Annotated in this window: 16 protein-coding genes; 4 read left to right on the top strand and 12 right to left on the bottom strand. The window is 41.3% G+C overall.

The features are described from left to right. Window positions 1-12: 12 nt before the first annotated feature. From PP2015_RS10315 to PP2015_RS10370, 12 genes are all read right to left on the bottom strand, one after another. On the bottom strand, window positions 13-627 hold the full coding sequence (locus PP2015_RS10315) for an energy transducer TonB (RefSeq protein WP_058030191.1): 615 nt from the start codon (window positions 625-627) through the stop codon (window positions 13-15). Beyond that, on the bottom strand, window positions 627-1,031 hold the full coding sequence (locus PP2015_RS10320) for an ExbD/TolR family protein (protein WP_058030192.1): 405 nt from the start codon (window positions 1,029-1,031) through the stop codon (window positions 627-629). The genes PP2015_RS10315 and PP2015_RS10320 overlap by 1 nt, the downstream gene beginning before the upstream one ends. Window positions 1,032-1,045: 14 nt before the next feature. Then, window positions 1,046-1,570 carry a MotA/TolQ/ExbB proton channel family protein gene (locus PP2015_RS10325; RefSeq protein WP_058030193.1) on the bottom strand — a complete coding sequence of 175 codons (525 nt, stop codon included), beginning with the start codon at window positions 1,568-1,570 and terminating at the stop codon, window positions 1,046-1,048. Next, window positions 1,570-2,934 (bottom strand): MotA/TolQ/ExbB proton channel family protein, encoded by a 1,365-nt coding sequence (locus PP2015_RS10330; RefSeq protein ID WP_058030194.1) that lies wholly within the window; start codon window positions 2,932-2,934, stop codon window positions 1,570-1,572. Before PP2015_RS10330 ends, PP2015_RS10325 begins: the two co-directional genes overlap by 1 nt. Before the next feature lie 6 nt (window positions 2,935-2,940). Then, the gene (locus tag PP2015_RS10335) at window positions 2,941-3,711 is read right to left on the bottom strand and encodes a DUF3450 domain-containing protein (RefSeq protein ID WP_058030195.1); all 771 of its coding nucleotides are present in this window, start codon (window positions 3,709-3,711) and stop codon (window positions 2,941-2,943) included. 397 nt (window positions 3,712-4,108) lie between these two features. After that, window positions 4,109-4,750 (bottom strand): CatA-like O-acetyltransferase, encoded by a 642-nt coding sequence (locus PP2015_RS10340; RefSeq protein WP_058030197.1) that lies wholly within the window; start codon window positions 4,748-4,750, stop codon window positions 4,109-4,111. 63 nt (window positions 4,751-4,813) lie between these two features. After that, window positions 4,814-5,854, bottom strand: a complete 1,041-nt coding sequence (locus PP2015_RS10345; RefSeq protein ID WP_058031605.1) for a Leu/Phe/Val dehydrogenase — start codon at window positions 5,852-5,854, stop codon at window positions 4,814-4,816. Window positions 5,855-6,166: 312 nt separating this feature from the next. Beyond that, entirely contained in the window at window positions 6,167-7,144 is a 978-nt protein-coding gene (locus PP2015_RS10350) for an aldo/keto reductase (RefSeq protein ID WP_058030199.1), read from the bottom strand. Window positions 7,145-7,302: 158 nt separating this feature from the next. Beyond that, window positions 7,303-9,270 (bottom strand): BCCT family transporter, encoded by a 1,968-nt coding sequence (locus PP2015_RS10355; protein ID WP_058030200.1) that lies wholly within the window; start codon window positions 9,268-9,270, stop codon window positions 7,303-7,305. 259 nt (window positions 9,271-9,529) lie between these two features. Next, window positions 9,530-12,163 carry a methionine synthase gene (gene metH, locus PP2015_RS10360; protein ID WP_058030202.1) on the bottom strand — a complete coding sequence of 878 codons (2,634 nt, stop codon included), beginning with the start codon at window positions 12,161-12,163 and terminating at the stop codon, window positions 9,530-9,532. Between the two features lie 10 nt (window positions 12,164-12,173). Continuing rightward, window positions 12,174-13,229 (bottom strand): homocysteine S-methyltransferase family protein, encoded by a 1,056-nt coding sequence (locus PP2015_RS10365; RefSeq protein WP_058030204.1) that lies wholly within the window; start codon window positions 13,227-13,229, stop codon window positions 12,174-12,176. Beyond that, complete coding sequence (locus PP2015_RS10370) at window positions 13,219-14,166, bottom strand: homoserine O-succinyltransferase (RefSeq protein WP_058030205.1); 948 nt, start codon at window positions 14,164-14,166, stop codon at window positions 13,219-13,221. Before PP2015_RS10370 ends, PP2015_RS10365 begins: the two co-directional genes overlap by 11 nt. Window positions 14,167-14,328: 162 nt before the next feature. On the opposite strand from PP2015_RS10370, the gene PP2015_RS10375 reads away from it, so the two are divergent. From PP2015_RS10375 to PP2015_RS10390, 4 genes are all read left to right on the top strand, one after another. Beyond that, a complete protein-coding gene (locus PP2015_RS10375) occupies window positions 14,329-15,216 on the top strand; it encodes a DMT family transporter (RefSeq protein ID WP_058030207.1) in 888 nt (295 codons plus the stop codon). A gap of 102 nt (window positions 15,217-15,318) precedes the next feature. Then, the gene (ettA, locus tag PP2015_RS10380; protein WP_058030209.1) at window positions 15,319-16,992 is read left to right on the top strand and encodes an energy-dependent translational throttle protein EttA; all 1,674 of its coding nucleotides are present in this window, start codon (window positions 15,319-15,321) and stop codon (window positions 16,990-16,992) included. Window positions 16,993-17,118: 126 nt separating this feature from the next. Continuing rightward, window positions 17,119-17,490, top strand: a complete 372-nt coding sequence (locus tag PP2015_RS10385) for a PilZ domain-containing protein (RefSeq protein ID WP_227009241.1) — start codon at window positions 17,119-17,121, stop codon at window positions 17,488-17,490. Between the two features lie 42 nt (window positions 17,491-17,532). Further along, window positions 17,533-17,937, top strand: coding sequence for a DUF350 domain-containing protein (locus PP2015_RS10390; protein ID WP_058030212.1), 405 nt, complete (start codon window positions 17,533-17,535; stop codon window positions 17,935-17,937). Window positions 17,938-17,942 lie beyond the last annotated feature (5 nt).

Here is a 17,942-nt window from a genome sequence, read left to right on the forward strand (position 1 = left end):
CTTCGCTCCTTATTAATCTTGGTTAAGTTTAAAGTCTAACTGTACAGTAAGACCAGGTTGTTTTTGTGGCTTGCCATCGATGATTTTCGGGCGGTATTTCCACTTACGTAAAGCTCTCATCGCTTCACGGTTGAAAATACGCTTCGGTTCAGCATCAATAACTTTTACATCTTCAACACCACCAAGCTCGTTAATAGTGAATGAAAGTTGTACCCAACCTTCTTTACCATCACGTGCCGCTTGAGTCGGGTATTTCGGCTCAATACGAACGATAGGTGTTGCATCACCATCACGACCAAATTCACCAGGCCCACTTAGGCCACCTGCAGTGCCACCAATGTCGATGCTAGGCATGTTAAAGCCAATAGCACCCGGATTTGGGTTAGCATTGTCAGGCTGCGGCGGCTGCGGTTTAGGCGGCTGCTGCGGCGGCGGCGGAGGTGGAGGCGGAACACGTCTGCGCTCTTGAACCTCAGATTCAGGTGGATTCGTCAAAATTTCGACTACAATTTCTTCTTTTTTATTTTCAGCTCTATCTGCTCCGCCAGAGATCAGAAATGCCATAAAATAAAATAAGCCGAAAGTAACTGCCCCACCTGTTACAAGTGAAAACAGAAAACGAATCATTACTTAGCTCCAGCGATTGAGATTTTTAGTTGATCGTCAGTCGCCTTGATTTGGTCCATAACTTTAACAACCACACCATGTTTCGCGCCTTTATCAGCTTGAATAATGATAGTTTCTGTTGGTTGCTCAGCTAGGATGCTCTCAAGGTTTGCACTAACACGCTCAACATCAACTGCGCGCTTATCCATCCAGATTTCACCGTTTTCACGGATCGCGATGAATACGTTTGCATTTTTCTTAGTTTGAGCTTGTGCAGCCTTTGGCTTTTGTACTTCAATACCAGCTTCTTTCACGAAAGAAGTTGTTACGATGAAGAAGATAAGCATGATGAATACGATGTCTAGCATCGGTGTCATGTCTACTGCTGCTTCTTCTTCCTCACGAAAACGTTGTTTACGTGCCATATTAATATCTCTCTTTAGTGATGAGGCAAACTATCTACTAGCTTTTCTTTAGCCATTTTCGCTCTAGCTTCTAGGCGAGTGCTGAAGAATACACCAGATAGTGCCGCAACCATTCCTGCCATTGTTGGTATCGTTGCCATTGAAATACCCGATGCCATTAGACGAGCGTTACCAGTACCTTGAGTAGCCATCGTTTCGAAAACGCTGATCATACCTGTTACAGTACCTAGTAGGCCGATTAATGGACACATGGCTACCAATGTTTTGATAATCAACATGCGCGCTTCTAATTTTTCAGACGCTTCAGAAATCCATGCATCGCGGATTCTGTGTGCGTACCAAGACGTAGTGTCTTGGCGGGCGTCCCACTTCGCTACGATATCCGCTTTCATTTTCGGATACTCGGCGAGTAGGAACCAATAGCGCTCAATCATTAATACCCACATTAGAAAGAGTGCTATCGCGACCACGTATAATACCTGGCCGCCTGTGCCAACAAAATCCCTGATAGATTCCCAAATCTCCATCAGGACTAGCATTAGGCTTTCTCCTTCTCCGCATGTGCAGCAACAATACCTGCACTCTGCTCGTCTAGGATGTGTAGAACTGCTTTACTACGACCTGAAACGATTGCGTGTAATAGGATTAGTGGTAGTGCAGCAATCAGACCTAGAGCTGTTGTTACAAGCGCTAGAGAGATGTTACCTGCCATGATCTTCGGATCACCAGTACCGAATAGTGTGATTGATTCGAATGTTAAGATCATACCAACAACTGTACCAAGTAGACCTAGTAGCGGTGCGATAGCAGCTAAGATCTTGATGATGTTGATACCAGCTTCAATGCGAGGCGTTTCACGTAGAATTGCTTCGTCTAACTTAAGCTCAAGGTTTTCAACGTCTTGGTTTTTGTTGTCATGGTAAACTTTAAGAATACGACCAAGTGGGTTGTTTTCGTTAGGCGTGTTAATGTTCTTAACCTGTGCTTTGATTTTAGCACTAACCATAAGTAGGTCTAGGAAACGAACTAACGCTAGTAACGCACCAATTGCAAGTAATGCAGTGATGATGTAACCAACTGTGTCACCCTGGTGCCAACGTTCTTCAACAGTTGCACGTTGAGTGTTTAGACGAAGGATACCGCCACGCGCAGGGTCAACATAGAACTTAGTGTATGAACCAGCTTGTGTATTTAGAAGGTCAGCAACAGTGTTGAAGATGTGACCGTCAGGCTGTTTACCTAGTGGAACAATAGCTTTGTTAGCTGCATCGTATACTACGTAGCCGTCTTTTGTGATTAGGTTGAAGTTACCAACACGCGTAACCTGCTTAGTATTGATTTCACCACTTAGCTCAGCAACTTGTGCTTCAAAAGTAGATACTTTTGCAGATTCTGTCATTTCAGTTTGGAAAGCAATCCAAAGCTCTTCTAGTTCGCGAGTAGTCGGTAGTTCTTTAGCAGCAGCTAGTGAACGTAGAACTTCAGCACGACCAGGCTTTTGAGCACTTACTAGTGATGCTTCGATTGAACCAATCGCTTCTGAAGCTGAACGACGAACAACACCGAACATCTCACCCAAAGTACCAGTTGCGTTTTGAAGCTCAACTTCTTTTTCAGCAAGTGTGATTTCGTTTTGTTTAAACTGGTTGTTTAAACGCTCACCACGAGCCTTCTCATTTGCTAAGTCACGCTTAGCTTTGTTTAGAAGTGCTTGCTTATCAGCACGAGCAGAAAGAAACTCTTGCTCACGTTGCTTGTTGATTTTACCTTCAGAAATACGGTTTTGTTTAACTTCTTGAAGGATTTTGTCTAGAGTTTCAGTGTTCGCGTGCGCGTTTAGAGCTGCACCAGCTGAAACAGATAGAGCAGCCGCTACTGCAAAACCTTTAAATAATTTCTTCATTATTTATTACTCCGCGCCAAAGATTGGAAGTGCTAGTAGTTCAGGTGCTGCCTGACCACGTGCGATACGGATGAAAGTTTTAACTGGCTTGATGTACTCTTCGCCTAGCTCATCCCACTGTTTTGCGCTGTTGTTCCAAACCCAAGCGTGCTTAAGATCGAATGATTGAGCAACAAATGCAACACGGCCAATACGTGCGAAGTCAACGTTGATGTTTTTACCGTTGATTTCTAGTGAGCCTTGAGAAGCAACCATCGTTGAGCTGTAATCTGTCTCAATTGTGTAAGCTTCAAGAACCTGACGGAACTTCTCTGAAGTCGTTACTTTAGAGTTAGAAAGAAGATCACGTAATTTTTCAACACGACCTAAACGAGTTTCAGTGTCAAACGGAACGTCCGCTTTGATGAATTGCTCAAGCGTATCGATCATGCGATACATCAGAGGCACAACGTCCTGTTTTGTTTTCTCAATCGTACCAATCTGACGATTAAGTGACTCAATGCTAGCATTTTGGTCAGCTACCAAACGTGCTACGTGGTCGTTATAAACTTTTAATAATTCTGTTTCATCAACAACACTGCGGTACTCGCCGATCATCTCTTGAGTTTGACCATAAATGTTATCAATTTTTTCTTGTGATTTTTTTGCAGCCGTTTGAGTTTGCTGACCTACTTTTTGTATGTCATTCAAAGGATCTGCAATCACGTTGCTGCTTGCGAAAGCTGTTGCACCTAGAAGTGCTGTAGCTACAAGACTCTTTCTGATTTTAACAGACATAGTTCCCAACCAATTAAGTAATGTTACTTTTATAATTTTTTGCTCTTTATAGTAGAGCTACCCTGATATCTTTCTACAGATATCAACTTTCCAATAATGCTAAATGCAAGGCCATGTGTCAACTTCACAAGCAAAACTTATTTTCTAAATTAAGCTCAATATTTTTTATATAAAACAAAATATTAACATTACAAATCATCCAACAGAGCATTTTGAAGCCAAAAAACGGGGTTAACACACATTGTTTTTACATTTTGTTACAGTGTAAAAACATTCTGTAACTGAAGTTTTAAAACACAGAAAAAACGACATAAAACACTGATTTAAATAGACCTTCTCTCTTTTTTCTTTTTTTGTGCTTTTTTTAAAAAATACACAGTAAGTGTGTACTAATCACTCATTTTTCTTTACAGATTTCTGCGACGACTTGATTAAAAACATCGATGAACTGCGATATATGTAGCCCATCCATTAATGCATGATGCACTTCAATCGAAATTGGTAATGTTCCTTGCTCTTTTTGGTACTGCCCAAATACAACTTTCGGAATCCCTGAAGCAATCGGCGTGTGTTCTGCATGTTTAAATCCTGAGAATTTGAACCATGGTAAGATTGAAATATACATTTGCGTTATTTTGTCAGCATTTTCAACAAAGTAACTATTTAACAATGGCTTACCTAAGAAGTTCTGTTTTTGATGAGTGTAATGATCGCAATATTCTAATAATGAATTTTGTATTTCTAATGGTACAAACCTAAAACTTTCATCTGCTCGTAAAAATACTGTACTCAATGAGACCCCTGATACTTCTACTGGTTCATCATCCACTATTCGATACCGCATCGGAGCGTAACGCTCAACAGCCTCTTGTAAACAGTATAAATAGCAGGCAGTAAAACTTAGTTGCTGTGATTTTGCATATTTGAACAGTAATTTCGCGTCAAGGTCGATAACTACATTAAAATAGGGTTGTGAGAAAGGTAAGAAGAATTTGAAGTGTTCAGCTCTTGGCCAAGTGTCAAGGTCAATTTTTTTCATAAAAAAAGGGATGTTAGATTACATCCCTCTATTAGACCAATTACATTATTTAAAGCAAAGGAATTATAAACCGTTTGCGATAATTTCTTGTGCTAATTCATCAGCAATAATATGTGTCGACTTTTGCTCTTCTTCTGAACGCTTGAAGATTTCAGCTAGTGTGTCGTATATGCCTTCTACGTGCTTAGTCGCATCAGCTTCATTATAACCAGCTGGTTTAGTTTCGTAATAAACATTGATAATACCACCAGCATTAATTACGTAGTCAGGTGCATATAAAACGCCTTTTTCACGCAAAATTTCACCATGGCGTGACTCAGCTAGTTGGTTATTTGCACAACCTGCGATGATTTGTGCTTTCAAACGAGGGATTGTTTCGTCATTAACCGTTGCACCAAGTGCACACGGCGCGTATACATCAACGTCTAGGTCGTAAATCTCGTCGATATTCACAGCTGTAGCGCCAAAATCGTTTACTACTCTTTCCACAGACTCTTGATTGATATCTGTTACGAATAATTGAGCGCCAGCTTCATGTAAGTGCTTGCAAAGCGTATAAGCTACCGCACCTAAACCTTGAACTGATACCTTAACGCCATTTAAGTCTTCATGCCCGTGTTTATGCTTGAATGCAGCTTTGATGCCCAAGAAAGTACCTAAAGCTGTAAACGGTGAAGGGTTACCACTCTTTCCTTCAAGGCCCATTACATAGTTCGTTTCTTTATGCATGGTCATTACATCACCTGTGGTGATGTTAACGTCTTCTGCTGAATAATAGGTGCCGCCTAAACGTTCAAGTTGCTTTCCAAATGCTCGAAATAAAGCTTCTGATTTGATTTTCTTCGCATCACCAATAATTACAGACTTGCCGCCACCAAATGGTAATCGAGCAACCGCATTTTTGTAAGTCATGCCTTTCGATAAACGCAATACATCGTAAACAGCATCTTCATCTTTTGCGTAATCCCACATACGACAGCCGCCAACTGCAGGACCTAATTTTGTGCTATGAACGGCAATGATAGCTTTTAAGCCAGACTCTTTATCTGAGCAAAAAACCACTTGTTCATGGTTATCAAATTCAACTTGGTTAAATACAGCCACTTTATTGTTCTCCGAATTTTTACCCATTAGTCGGGTGTAGCGCTGAAACTGCGATGACTCTATCACTATATTTTCAAATTCTCTATAAATTGAGGCATTCATTCTCTACAAATCTACTAATAGACAATTTCAATCTAATTGAAATAACTTAATTAGAAAATATATTCAAATTAAATCCTCTAAATATTTGCTTAAGTTAAAAATAGTCATTGAAGCGGCATAAAGAGCTGACGTTAACGTAAAGGTCACGGCAAGTGTAAAATTTTTAATACAAAAAAACCGCCATTTGGCGGTTTTTATAAGTATGACTTCTTAAGGTAAAGCCTCGCCTCGAGCACTGACAAAAAGGCTATACCATTCATCTCGCGTTAGTTCAAAATCAAGAGCCATTGTAGCCCCCTTTATTCTCTCTAAATTAGTTGTACCAATTATGGGTTGAATATTGCTCGGATGCTTCATTAAAAATGCAAGTACCACAGCTTCTGCTGTAGCATGATGCTTTTGAGCTAGTTCGAGAACAAGCTTGGATGTTCTTCTAATGTGCTCGCATTCCGAATTCAAACCTTGTTCAGAATATTTACCTTGTGCTAAACAACCCCAAGCCTGAAGTTGGATATGTTTGGTTTGACAATATTCCAAAGTACCACTCACAAAATCGACTGAATTGTTTCCATCGCTACCCACTAATACACCGTCGTTCAGCCAATCCAATTTGCCTAAACTCATCTCAATTTGATTAGCAATAATTGGCGTATCAAGGTTTTTTTGCAGAAATTCAACTTGAAACTGATTCATATTTGACACCGCAAAATGTTTTACTTTTCCATCAGCTTGTAAAGTCATTAATGTTTCTGCCAATTCATGTATTTGCATCAGTGGATCAGGTCTATGGAGCATTAATATATCTAGATACTCCGTATTCAATCGCCTTAAACTGCCTTCAACAGAATGTTTAATCCACTTTTCAGAAAAGTCATACCTTCCAGGTAAGTTTGCTTCTTTAAATCTGATCCCACATTTGCTTTGTATGATCATACTGTCTCTAAGTTCTGGTTTTTGCTTTAGTACTTCACCAAAAACTTGTTCTGCTTTGCCTAGACGGTAAATGTCTGCATGGTCAAAAAAATTTATGCCGTAAGACATAGCTGCGTCAATTACCGAATGCGCGTGAGAGATATCTTTTGTCGTTATTGGGTCTTTATCCCATCCACCACCTAATCCCATACACCCATAAGCAATCCTGCTAACTGTTGGGAAATATGTTGATAAAGGAAATACCTGACTTACCATTCACTCACCTTTCTATGATTCTCGAAAAACAGTTATAGAAGTAGTAATTACTTCTATAACACGTTAATTATCTGACGATTTCTTATAAATTTTAAATACTCTCAGAACACTAAATGCAATGTCAATATCGACTAAGCACCTCATAAACTCTCAGAGTTCTATAGAACAGGTCCTTCATCACGCAGTATATGCAAAAAGTGCATATGTTTTTGATATTGATTGATCACATCATTTATCACTGCAGCTTCAGACCAGCCCATGATGTCATAATCCTGACCGCCTTCAAGTAAGTGAACTTCCGCTCGGTAATAGCTTTCACTCCCTTCTTCTTGATCATGACTAAAGCTTGGCTGAACGTGTTCTTTCTTATATACGCCATAAATAAAATCATGCTCTTCTCCATGGTTCACCACAAGAGAGATACATTTTTCTGAGACTTTGATTTCAGCTTCAATATCATTCAGTTCAAACTGGGCTTTTATTGCTTTAAACGCTCGCTTCACTTCTTTGTTTAAAAACTGATTAATGTCTTTTTTATCTGGTGTTGAAACTATGTTATTCAGTTTTTCTTTCCAATCATTGCTTTCCTCACCACTTATATTTAACACCGCATGGTGCTGTAAACTTTCACGTTTCGCACTTTCAACTTCGAGGGCCTTTACTAAACCAAAGCATGAAAACAAGAGTACGAGTGAGAAAGGTAATGCGCTGGCAATCGTCATCGTTTGCAAGGCTTCTAACCCACCAACCAAGCTAAGCACTGCAGCAACGACGCCAACACTAATCGCCCAGAATAGTCGCTGCCATACTGGTGTATTGTTTTCACCATTTGAACACAACATGTCGATCACCATAGCGCCTGAGTCACACGATGTGACAAAGAATATGACGATCATTGCGACTGATAATACAGTCAATATTGTTGACCAAGGGAATTGCTCTAAGAATACAAATAAAGCAACCGAAGAGTTTTCACTCACCATATTTGCGACCTGTTGAGCGCCCTGTTCTACCACCATATAAATCGCACTATTACCAAAAACAGTCATCCAAAGCAGCGTAAATGCTGTAGGCACCACCATGACACCTAATACAAACTCTCGAATGGTTCTACCTTTTGATATACGCGCGATGAATAAACCAACAAATGGTGCCCAGGCTAACCACCAGCCCCAATAGAAAATAGTCCAACCGCCGATCCAACTTTTCTTCTCGTAAGCAAATAAATTGAATGTATTCGAGACAATTTCAGAAAGGTAAGCGCCAACGTTTTGCACATAAGCTTGTAATAGGAATACGCTAGGACCTAGTATGAAGATAAATGCGAGTAAAGCTATCGCCAAGAGCATATTGGCTTCAGAGAGTATTTTGATCCCTTTATCTAACCCCGTTGCCACCGATACTGACGCCAATGCAGTGATGACTACCATGATAATGACTTGATTGGTTTGGCTAACATCAAATTCGAATAAATAATTAAGCCCTGCATTCACCTGACTTGCACCTAGCCCTAAGGAAGTGGCCACACCAAACACCGTACTGACAACCGCAAAAATATCGACTAAATGCCCTTGCCAGCCATAGATTTTATCGCCAATAATCGGATGAAGCGCAGATCGTAATGTTAGAGGTAACTTATGACGATAGCTGAAATAAGCCAATACCAAAGCAACAATGGCGTAAATCGCCCAAGCATGAAACCCCCAATGGAAAAAAGTAATTTTCATCGCTTCTTTGATTGCTTCTAATGAGCCCTGCTCTGCAGTAGGCGGTGACAAATAGTGCATAATCGGCTCTGCTACGCCAAAGAACATCAAGCCAATTCCCATACCTGCTGCAAAGAGCATGGAGATCCAAGTACCTAATGAGTAATCAGGGGTTGCATGATCAGGCCCCAGTTTTACAGAGCCAAATCGAGATAAGCTTAGGTATAATACAAAGCCTAAAATGATGGCGACGGTAAGCACATAAAACCAACTACCATTGGCTGTGATCGCATTTTGAATATCAGCAAATAATGACTTTGCCATATTTGGGGCTGAAACAGTGATAATCATCAATAAGAGGATCACCAAAGAGGCTGGGTAAAACACCGCCTTGTTAAATTTTGCTTGTTGTCCGAGCATGGAACACCTTTTATTTCACTAAGAAAAGCTTTTATCTATAAGTAAAAGTACCAATCAAATTTGCCAAATTTAATCTGAAAAAATAAAGAAATAGATAAAAGCTTTATGAATAATTAATTTCATCTCTAATTAATTATATGAAGTTTTCATACAAAAGTAATCCCAGCCCAAAGTAAAAGCTCTATAGGAAAAGTGATGCATAAAAAAGCACTTGTATTAATAAGTGCTTTTCTGAGTGATTTGATTTTAGGTTGAAGTCCTATTCAGGCTCGTATCCAAGATTTGGTGACAACCAGCGCTCTGCCTCTTCAAGGCTCATATTGGTTCGCTGCGCGTAGTCTTCAACCTGATCCTTTTGGATTTGGGCCACCGCATAATATTTAGAATCAGGGTGAGAGAAATACCAGCCCGATACAGCAGCACCTGGCCACATTGCATATGAGCTTGTAAGTTGCATACCGATACGATCTTCAGTTTGCAGTAACGACCAGATTTTTTTCTTCTCAGTATGTTCGGGACATGCAGGATAACCCGGAGCAGGGCGAATACCTTGGTAATTTTCACGAATAAGCTCTTCATTACTGAGGTTTTCATCAGCAGCATAACCCCAGTACTCTTTACGAACTTGCTCATGAAGATATTCAGCAAACGCTTCGGCTAAACGGTCAGCAACTGCCTTAACCATGATCTTGTTGTAGTCATCTTGCTGTGCATCGAACGCTTCAGCTAAGTCGTCTTCTTCTAGGCCACCAGTTACAGCAAATGCACCAAAGTAGTCAGGCGTGCCTTTCGGCGCGACATAGTCAGCTAAACAGTAATTTGGAAAGTCGGTTTTCTCCGTTTGCTGACGTAAGTGACAACTTAACTCTAATACTTCAGAGCGAGTTTCATCTGTGTAGATTTCAATGTCATCACCTACACGGTTCGCTGGGAATAAACCAATCACACCAAGTGGTTTAAGCGCTTGCGTTTTTTCAAACTCATCAAGCATGGCATTGGCATCGTGATAAAGTTTTTTCGCCTCTTCACCGACAATTTCATCGTCCAAAATACGAGGGAATTTACCAGCCAATGACCAAGTCATGAAGTAAGGTGTCCAGTCGATGTATTCACGTAATGTTTTAATGCTCACATCTCTAAACTCTGTAACACCCAGCTTTTTCGGCACTGGAGGTGAGTAGTTATCCCAATCAAGATTTGCGGCATTATCACGGGCACGTTGGATAGTAACCGGTTTACTGCGTGGCTTTTTACGCGCTTGTTGTTCACGCACCTTTTCGTATTCGGCGGTGGTTTTTGCTAAAAATTCCGGCTTTTGTGTTTTGCTTAATAGGCTAGATACCACACCTACTGCACGACTGGCATTGTTCACATACACTACGCCTTTGTCGTATTGAGGCTCAATTTTAACCGCAGTGTGAGCTTTAGAAGTCGTTGCACCACCAATTAATAATGGAATATCAAAGCCACGACGGGTCATTTCTTTCGCCACATGCACCATTTCATCGAGCGATGGCGTAATAAGGCCCGATAGACCAATGGCATCGGCTTTTTCATCAATGGCAGTTTGCAAAATTTTCTCAGCAGGTACCATCACGCCTAAATCAACCACTTCATAGTTGTTACACTGAAGTACAACACCCACAATGTTTTTACCAATGTCGTGTACGTCGCCTTTAACCGTTGCCATGATGATTTTACCATTGGTGGCGCCCTCTTCTTTCTCCGCTTCGATATACGGATCAAGGTAAGCAACGGCACGTTTCATTACACGGGCGGATTTTACAACCTGAGGTAAGAACATTTTACCAGCACCGAATAAATCACCAACAACATTCATGCCGTCCATCAATGGACCTTCAATCACTTGAATTGGTTTATCCATTGAAGCGCGACACTCTTCGGTATCTTCTTCAATATACTCGGTAATACCTTTAACAAGTGCGTGTTCTAAACGCTTTTCTACTGACCAAGTTCGCCACTCTAGGTCTTCCACTTTTTCAGCTTGCGCCAAACCTGAATATTTAGGTGCCAACTCAACCAGTCGCTCACCTGCGCCAGGGTCAGTATTTAATACAACATCTTCTACGGCTTTTCTCAGTTCAAGAGGAATATCATCATAAACCGCAAGCTGACCGGCGTTTACAATGCCCATATCCATGCCTGCTTGAATAGCATGGTATAAGAACACTGAGTGAATGGCTTCACGCACTGGGTTATTACCACGGAACGAGAACGATACGTTCGATACACCACCCGACACTTTACAGTGCGGCAAGTTTTGCTTAATGCGACGTGTGCCCTCAATAAAGTCAACCGCGTAGTTATCGTGTTCTTCAATACCCGTTGCCACGGCAAAAATATTCGGGTCAAAGATAATGTCTTCGGGTGGAAAGCCTAGTTGGTCGACCAAAATACGGTAAGAGCGCTCACAAATCTCAAATTTACGATCTGCTGTTTCGGCTTGCCCTGTTTCATCAAATGCCATGACGACAGCCGCAGCACCAAAACGTTTGATAATTTTAGCCTGACGAATAAACGGCTCTTCACCTTCTTTAAGTGAAATAGAGTTAACTATCGCCTTACCCTGAATACACTTTAAGCCTGCTTCAATGACTTCCCATTTAGACGAGTCAACCATGATAGGCACTCGCGAAATGTCTGGCTCAGAAGCAATCAGGTTTAAGAATTTAGTCATCGCCGCTTTCGAGTCTAACATGGCTTCATCCATGTTGATGTCGATAACTTGCGCGCCGTTTTCTACTTGTTCACGCGCAACATCAAGGGCTGTTTCGTAATCTTCTTCTAAAATTAGACGTTTGAACTTTGCAGAACCGGTAACATTGGTACGCTCACCAACGTTGGTAAAAATTGCGGTATTTTGTTGCGTCATCTGATACTTCCTAATTCAAGTTACACGCTTCAAGGCCCGCTAAGCGCATACGCACATCTAGCTCAGGCAGAGATCTTGGTTTAATTTGCGCAAGGCCATTAGCAAATGCCTTAATATGTTCAGGTGTTGTACCACAACAGCCACCGACGATATTGATGAAGCCTTCTTTGCCCCAGTCGATGATTTCTACTGACATTTCATCAGCTTCTAGGTCGTATTCACCAAATTCATTCGGTAAACCTGCGTTTGGGTGGACTGAAGTAAAGGTTTCACACACACGCGACAGCTCTTCAACATAAGGACGTAATAAGTCTGGACCTAGTGCGCAGTTCAAACCAATTGAAATAGGTTTAATGTGGCGAATTGAATTATAAAATGCCTCGGTTGTTTGACCTGACAATGTTCGACCAGAAGCATCGGTAATAGTACCTGAGATCATTACTGGCAACGTAATACCCGCTTGTTCAAACGCTTCTTCTACGGCAAATGACGCAGCTTTGGCATTTAAAGTGTCGAAAATCGTCTCAATCAAAATTAAATCTGCACCGCCTTCAATCAAAGCAAGCGTAGACTCAATATAGGCCTCAACCAGCGCATCAAAGGTAATATTACGATAACCTGGGTCGTTTACATCTGGTGAGATTGAACACGTTTTAGATGTTGGACCTAGTACACCCGCTACATAGCGTGGTTTGTGCGGCTCTTTTTTAGTGAACTCATCGCAAATTTTACGAGCTAATTTAGCCGACTCAAGGTTGATTTCACGGCTCAAACTGCCCATTTCGTAGTCTTCCATCGAGATGGTGGTCGCATTAAAGGTGTTTGTTTCAATAATGTCAGCACCTGCCGCTAGATATTTACGATGAATATCTGCAATGACATCAGGTTGAGTTAGGCTTAGTAAATCATTATTGCCCTTCACTAACACATGCCAATCTTTAAAGCGCTCGCCGCGATAATCTTCTTCTTCAAATTTATATTCTTGGATCATGGTACCCATGGCGCCATCTAAAATAAGAATACGTTGTTTTAAAGCCTCTTTTAAGGCTGCACTTTTATTCGGCATAGTTGTTAGTCCTTACATCTTGGCTAACTAGGTTAATATCGTATGGAGTTGTTTGGTAAACGTAATAATTAAGCCAATTTGAGAATAACAAAAAGGCATGACTTTGCCATGTTTTACTCGGCTTTTGCTCAGCATCGTTATTCGGGAAATACCCTTCTGGCTTCGGCGCATCGGGACTTTTGGATAGGTCGCGTAAATATTCTTTTTGTAAAGTATCAGCATCGTATTCAGGGTGACCGGTTAAAAACACCTGACTGCCAGACTGGTTTTTAATTAAATACGCACCCACTCTTTCTGAGCCTGCTAACACGGCAAGTTCTGGCGTATTTTGTATTTTAGCAAGGTCAATGTGGCCGTAGCGAGAATGCGGTACTAAAAACTCGTCGTCAAAACCACGAGTTAGTGCACCATGCTCAAACAAACAACGGTGCTTAAATACGCCGCATAATTTATCCTCACGAAGTTCACGCTTTAAACCATAATGATGGTACAAGCCAGCATGAGCTGCCCAACAAGAAAATAACGTTGAAGTCACATGGTTTTCAGCCCAATCAAATAGCTCTTTGAGTTCTTGCCAGTAAATGACATCGTCATATTCCAGATGAGCCAGCGGAGCACCTGTGATGATCATGGCATCGTAGTTTTCATCTTTTACATCAGAAAAATAGCGATAGAACATATCTAAGTGTTGCTCAGAATTTTCTGAACTACGGTGCGTATCTAAACGTAATAAATCGACGTTAACCTGAAGCGGTGTATTCGCAAGTAAACGAATAAACTGTACCTCGGTTTCAACTTTGTTGGGCATGAGATTAAGAATTGCCAAGCGCATCGGACGGATCTCCTGCGTTCTTGCCCGTGATTTAGGCATCACGAAGACATTTTCATGTCTGAGTGTAGCAATGGCAGGTAGCTCATCTTTTACGGTGATCGGCATACAATTCTCCCCAACTTAATTTATGGGTGTCATTATGAACGTAAAGTCGAAAAATTCAACCTCTAGATGTTTAGATGTCTAAAATCTCAACTTATTTGTTTGCAACTGAAAAATTTACTCAGATAATTCACGCGTTGAACATCATTAGAAAAAGAGAAGCAAATGGGGATCGGTGAACTTGCCGCAATTAGCGCAGCCATAGTCTGGGCGTCATCTACAATTTTATACAAACGCTTTAGCCATCATTTATCACCCCTGCAATTAAACGTCAGTAAGGGCATAATTGCGTGTGCACTGATGTTATTAATTTTACTGATCATGCCTGCCAGCCCTTTACCACAATTAACCAGCTCTTGGGCATGGCTGATTGTCAGCGGTATTTTGGGTATTGCCATTGGCGATAGCGCCTACTTTGCAGCCCTCAGAAATATTGGTCCTGCACGAACTCTGGTCATTGAATCACTCGCGCCTGCCATTGCGGGTGTACTAAATATTGTATTGCTCGGCGTATGGCTCAGTGGTCTTGCATGGCTAGGTATTGTTATCACAACTTTAGGCGTTTTGCTGGCAATTAAACCTAAAAACCCATTACCTCAAGTTGAGCACAGCATTTACATCAAAGGCGTTGGTTTTGCGTTGCTTGCAGCCACTTGCCAAGCGGCAGGTATGGTGATGTCAAAGGGCGCGATGAATGCTGAACAAATCGGCAGTTTGTGGGCCGCCTTTATTCGTTTATTTTCAGGCACACTGGCTGTCGCTTGCGTTTTCGCATGTCTAAAAGAACAAAATCTCAAACAAGCCATTACCTTGAATGGCATAAGTCAAAAGCAATGGCTTTTTGTCGCGGTGTTTTTTGGCACCTTTATTGGCCTTTGGTTGCAACTTATTTCAGTCAAACATACCGATCCGGCTATTGCACAAACTATCTTCGCAACCGCCCCACTGATGGTGATGACCATTGGCGCCCTGCGCAAAGAACCCATGACAAGAAATATGATACTGGGTGGGATAATTGCTTTTTCTGGTGTGGCATTGTTGGTTTTGAGTTAATTTCATGAGTTTAAAAAAGAGATAACCTGCTGTTTGATTGACGAAATCGCTAGGTAAACTCTACAATATGCAAGTTAATTTTGAACATGAAAGGTTTCATCTATGGCATTGCCAGATAAGTTTATTTATTCAATGCACCGCGTTAGCAAAGTGGTGCCACCTAAACGTACGATTTTAAAAGATATTTCATTATCTTTCTTCCCAGGTGCGAAAATTGGTGTACTTGGTCTAAACGGCGCAGGTAAATCGACTCTTTTACGTATCATGGCGGGTGTTGATAAAGAGTTTGAAGGTGAGGCGAATGCACTTGCTGGTACTAAAATCGGCTATCTTCCTCAGGAACCTCAATTAGACGAAAACAAAACAGTTCGTGAAACTGTTGAAGAAGCTGTAAGCGAAGTTAAAAACGCCCTTGCGCGTCTTGATGAAGTTTATGCTGAATATGCAATGGATGGCGCTGATTTTGACGCACTTGCAAAAGAGCAAGGTCAATTAGAAGCAATTATTCAAGCGCACGATGGTCACAACCTAGATAACGCACTAGAGCGTGCTGCTGATGCACTTCGTCTTCCTGAGTGGGATGCAAAAATTGAGCACTTATCGGGTGGTGAGCGTCGCCGTGTTGCTATCTGCCGTTTACTTCTAGAAAAGCCAGATATGCTTTTACTAGACGAACCAACCAACCACTTAGATGCAGAGTCTGTTGCTTGGTTAGAGCGTTTCTTACACGACTATGAAGGCACTGTTGTGGCAATTACCCACGACCGTTACTTCTTAGATAACGTTGCTGGTTGGATCTTAGAACTTGACCGTGGCCATGGTATTCCTTGGGAAGGTAACTACTCTTCTTGGCTTGAACAAAAAGATGCACGTCTTAAACAAGAAGAAAAAGCTGAAAAAGCACGTCAAAAGTCGATTGCTCAAGAACTTGAATGGGTACGTTCAAACCCGAAAGGTCGCCAAGCTAAATCTAAAGCGCGTATGGCGCAGTTCTCTGAACTACAGCAAAGTGATTACCAAAAACGTAACGAAACAAATGAGCTATTCATTCCACCTGGTCCTCGCCTAGGTGATAAAGTAATTGAAGTTAATGGCCTAACTAAAGGCTATGGCGATCGTGTACTTATCGATAACCTAAGCTTCAGTGTACCTAAAGGTGCAATCGTCGGTATTATCGGTGCTAACGGTGCAGGTAAATCAACGTTATTCAAAATGATCTCAGGTCAAGAACAAGCAGATGCTGGTACTGTTGATGTTGGTGAAACTGTAGAACTCGCTGCAGTTGATCAGTTCCGTGACAACATGGACGACAGCAACACTGTTTTCCAAGAGATCTCTAACGGTCAAGACGTACTTAAAATTGGCAACTTTGAAATCCCAAGCCGCGCCTATGTTGGCCGCTTTAACTTCAAAGGTAACGACCAGCAAAAGTTTGTAAAAGAGCTATCAGGTGGTGAGCGCAACCGTCTTCACCTAGCTAAGCTGTTAAAAGCTGGCGGTAACGTTTTACTTCTGGATGAGCCAACCAACGACCTAGACGTTGAAACGCTTCGTGCCCTTGAGAATGCGATTTTAGAATTCCCAGGTTGTGTAATGTGTATCTCGCACGACCGTTGGTTCTTAGACCGTATTGCTACTCATATTCTTGATTATCGTGACGAAGGCCAAGTGAACTTCTTTGACGGTAACTATACAGAATATGAAGCTTGGTTGAAAAAGACTTACGGTGCACAAGCTGCTGAACCTAAGCGTATCAAGTATAAGAAAATTGGCTAAATAACCCACGCATTAGCTAATATTTGCAAATCTATGAAATTAAAAGCCTTGCTTATGCAAGGCTTTTTTACACTGGAGCCTAAGTGTATTACTATCTATGCTTAGATAATCTAGAATATTGAGAGAATGATGATGGAAGAACGCAGACGTTTTACGCGTATTTTGTTTTCAAACCCGGCGACCTTAATGACTGCCAGTGGTGATTACAATTGCCAAGTACTCGACCTTTCATTAAAAGGCGCATTGATCACCTTGCCTGTAGGTTATGTCCCCCTTCAAGGTGAAGCTGCCAACCTAAAGTTTCATTTACCAGACAGTGAAGTGCTGATATCAATGGAAGTTGAAGTAAGACATGTCGAAAGTGAGTATTTGGGGCTTCATTGTAATCAAATCGACCTTGAGAGTGTGACGCACCTGAAACGCTTGATTGAACTCAATGTGGGTGACGATGCTGTACTGCATCGAGAAATCGAACAACTTGCCTTTAAAAACACTTAAACAAATTAAAAACTAACTATCAGATATAAGAAGAGATAAAAAATGATTTTGGAATCTTTACAAGGATTTTTGCCTTTTATTAGTTATTTCGTAATTGGTTATGCAATTACTTTGTGCTTTTTGTTTGTATACACCTACATAACGCCGCACTGTGAATGGCGTTTAATGAAAGAAAACAACCCTGCTGCAGCTGTCGCTTTTTGCGGTACATTAATTGGTTTTATTTTACCTATCGCCAGTGCAGCGGTGAATGCGGTGTCACTTGTTGATTTTGCTGTTTGGGGTGTGATTGCGGGCGTTATGCAGCTAATTACATTCTTTACTGTTCGCTTATACATGCCAAAGCTGTCTGAAAAAATTGAAGCACAACATTTGAGTGCTGGTTTATTTTTGGGTGCAGCCTCATTGGCTACGGGAGTTTTAAACGCCGCCTGTATGACTTACTAGGAGGC

This window comes from Pseudoalteromonas phenolica (genome assembly GCF_001444405.1).
In the GTDB taxonomy this organism is placed as follows: domain Bacteria; phylum Pseudomonadota; class Gammaproteobacteria; order Enterobacterales; family Alteromonadaceae; genus Pseudoalteromonas; species Pseudoalteromonas phenolica.

Excerpts from the sequence above, each read along its gene's own strand:
- PP2015_RS10315 (WP_058030191.1), bottom strand. The coding sequence starts at position 627 with ATGATTCGTTTTCTGTTTTCACTTGTAACAGGTGGGGCAGTTACTTTC.
- PP2015_RS10320 (WP_058030192.1), bottom strand. The coding sequence starts at position 1,031 with ATGGCACGTAAACAACGTTTTCGTGAGGAAGAAGAAGCAGCAGTAGAC.
- PP2015_RS10325 (WP_058030193.1), bottom strand. The coding sequence starts at position 1,570 with ATGCTAGTCCTGATGGAGATTTGGGAATCTATCAGGGATTTTGTTGGC.
- PP2015_RS10330 (WP_058030194.1), bottom strand. The coding sequence starts at position 2,934 with ATGAAGAAATTATTTAAAGGTTTTGCAGTAGCGGCTGCTCTATCTGTT.
- PP2015_RS10335 (WP_058030195.1), bottom strand. The coding sequence starts at position 3,711 with ATGTCTGTTAAAATCAGAAAGAGTCTTGTAGCTACAGCACTTCTAGGT.
- PP2015_RS10340 (WP_058030197.1), bottom strand. The coding sequence starts at position 4,750 with ATGAAAAAAATTGACCTTGACACTTGGCCAAGAGCTGAACACTTCAAA.
- PP2015_RS10350 (WP_058030199.1), bottom strand. The coding sequence starts at position 7,144 with ATGGTAAGTCAGGTATTTCCTTTATCAACATATTTCCCAACAGTTAGC.
- PP2015_RS10355 (WP_058030200.1), bottom strand. The coding sequence starts at position 9,270 with ATGCTCGGACAACAAGCAAAATTTAACAAGGCGGTGTTTTACCCAGCC.
- metH (WP_058030202.1), bottom strand. The coding sequence starts at position 12,163 with ATGACGCAACAAAATACCGCAATTTTTACCAACGTTGGTGAGCGTACC.
- PP2015_RS10365 (WP_058030204.1), bottom strand. The coding sequence starts at position 13,229 with ATGCCGAATAAAAGTGCAGCCTTAAAAGAGGCTTTAAAACAACGTATT.
- PP2015_RS10370 (WP_058030205.1), bottom strand. The coding sequence starts at position 14,166 with ATGCCGATCACCGTAAAAGATGAGCTACCTGCCATTGCTACACTCAGA.
- PP2015_RS10375 (WP_058030207.1), top strand. The coding sequence starts at position 14,329 with ATGGGGATCGGTGAACTTGCCGCAATTAGCGCAGCCATAGTCTGGGCG.
- ettA (WP_058030209.1), top strand. The coding sequence starts at position 15,319 with ATGGCATTGCCAGATAAGTTTATTTATTCAATGCACCGCGTTAGCAAA.
- PP2015_RS10385 (WP_227009241.1), top strand. The coding sequence starts at position 17,119 with ATGATGATGGAAGAACGCAGACGTTTTACGCGTATTTTGTTTTCAAAC.
- PP2015_RS10390 (WP_058030212.1), top strand. The coding sequence starts at position 17,533 with ATGATTTTGGAATCTTTACAAGGATTTTTGCCTTTTATTAGTTATTTC.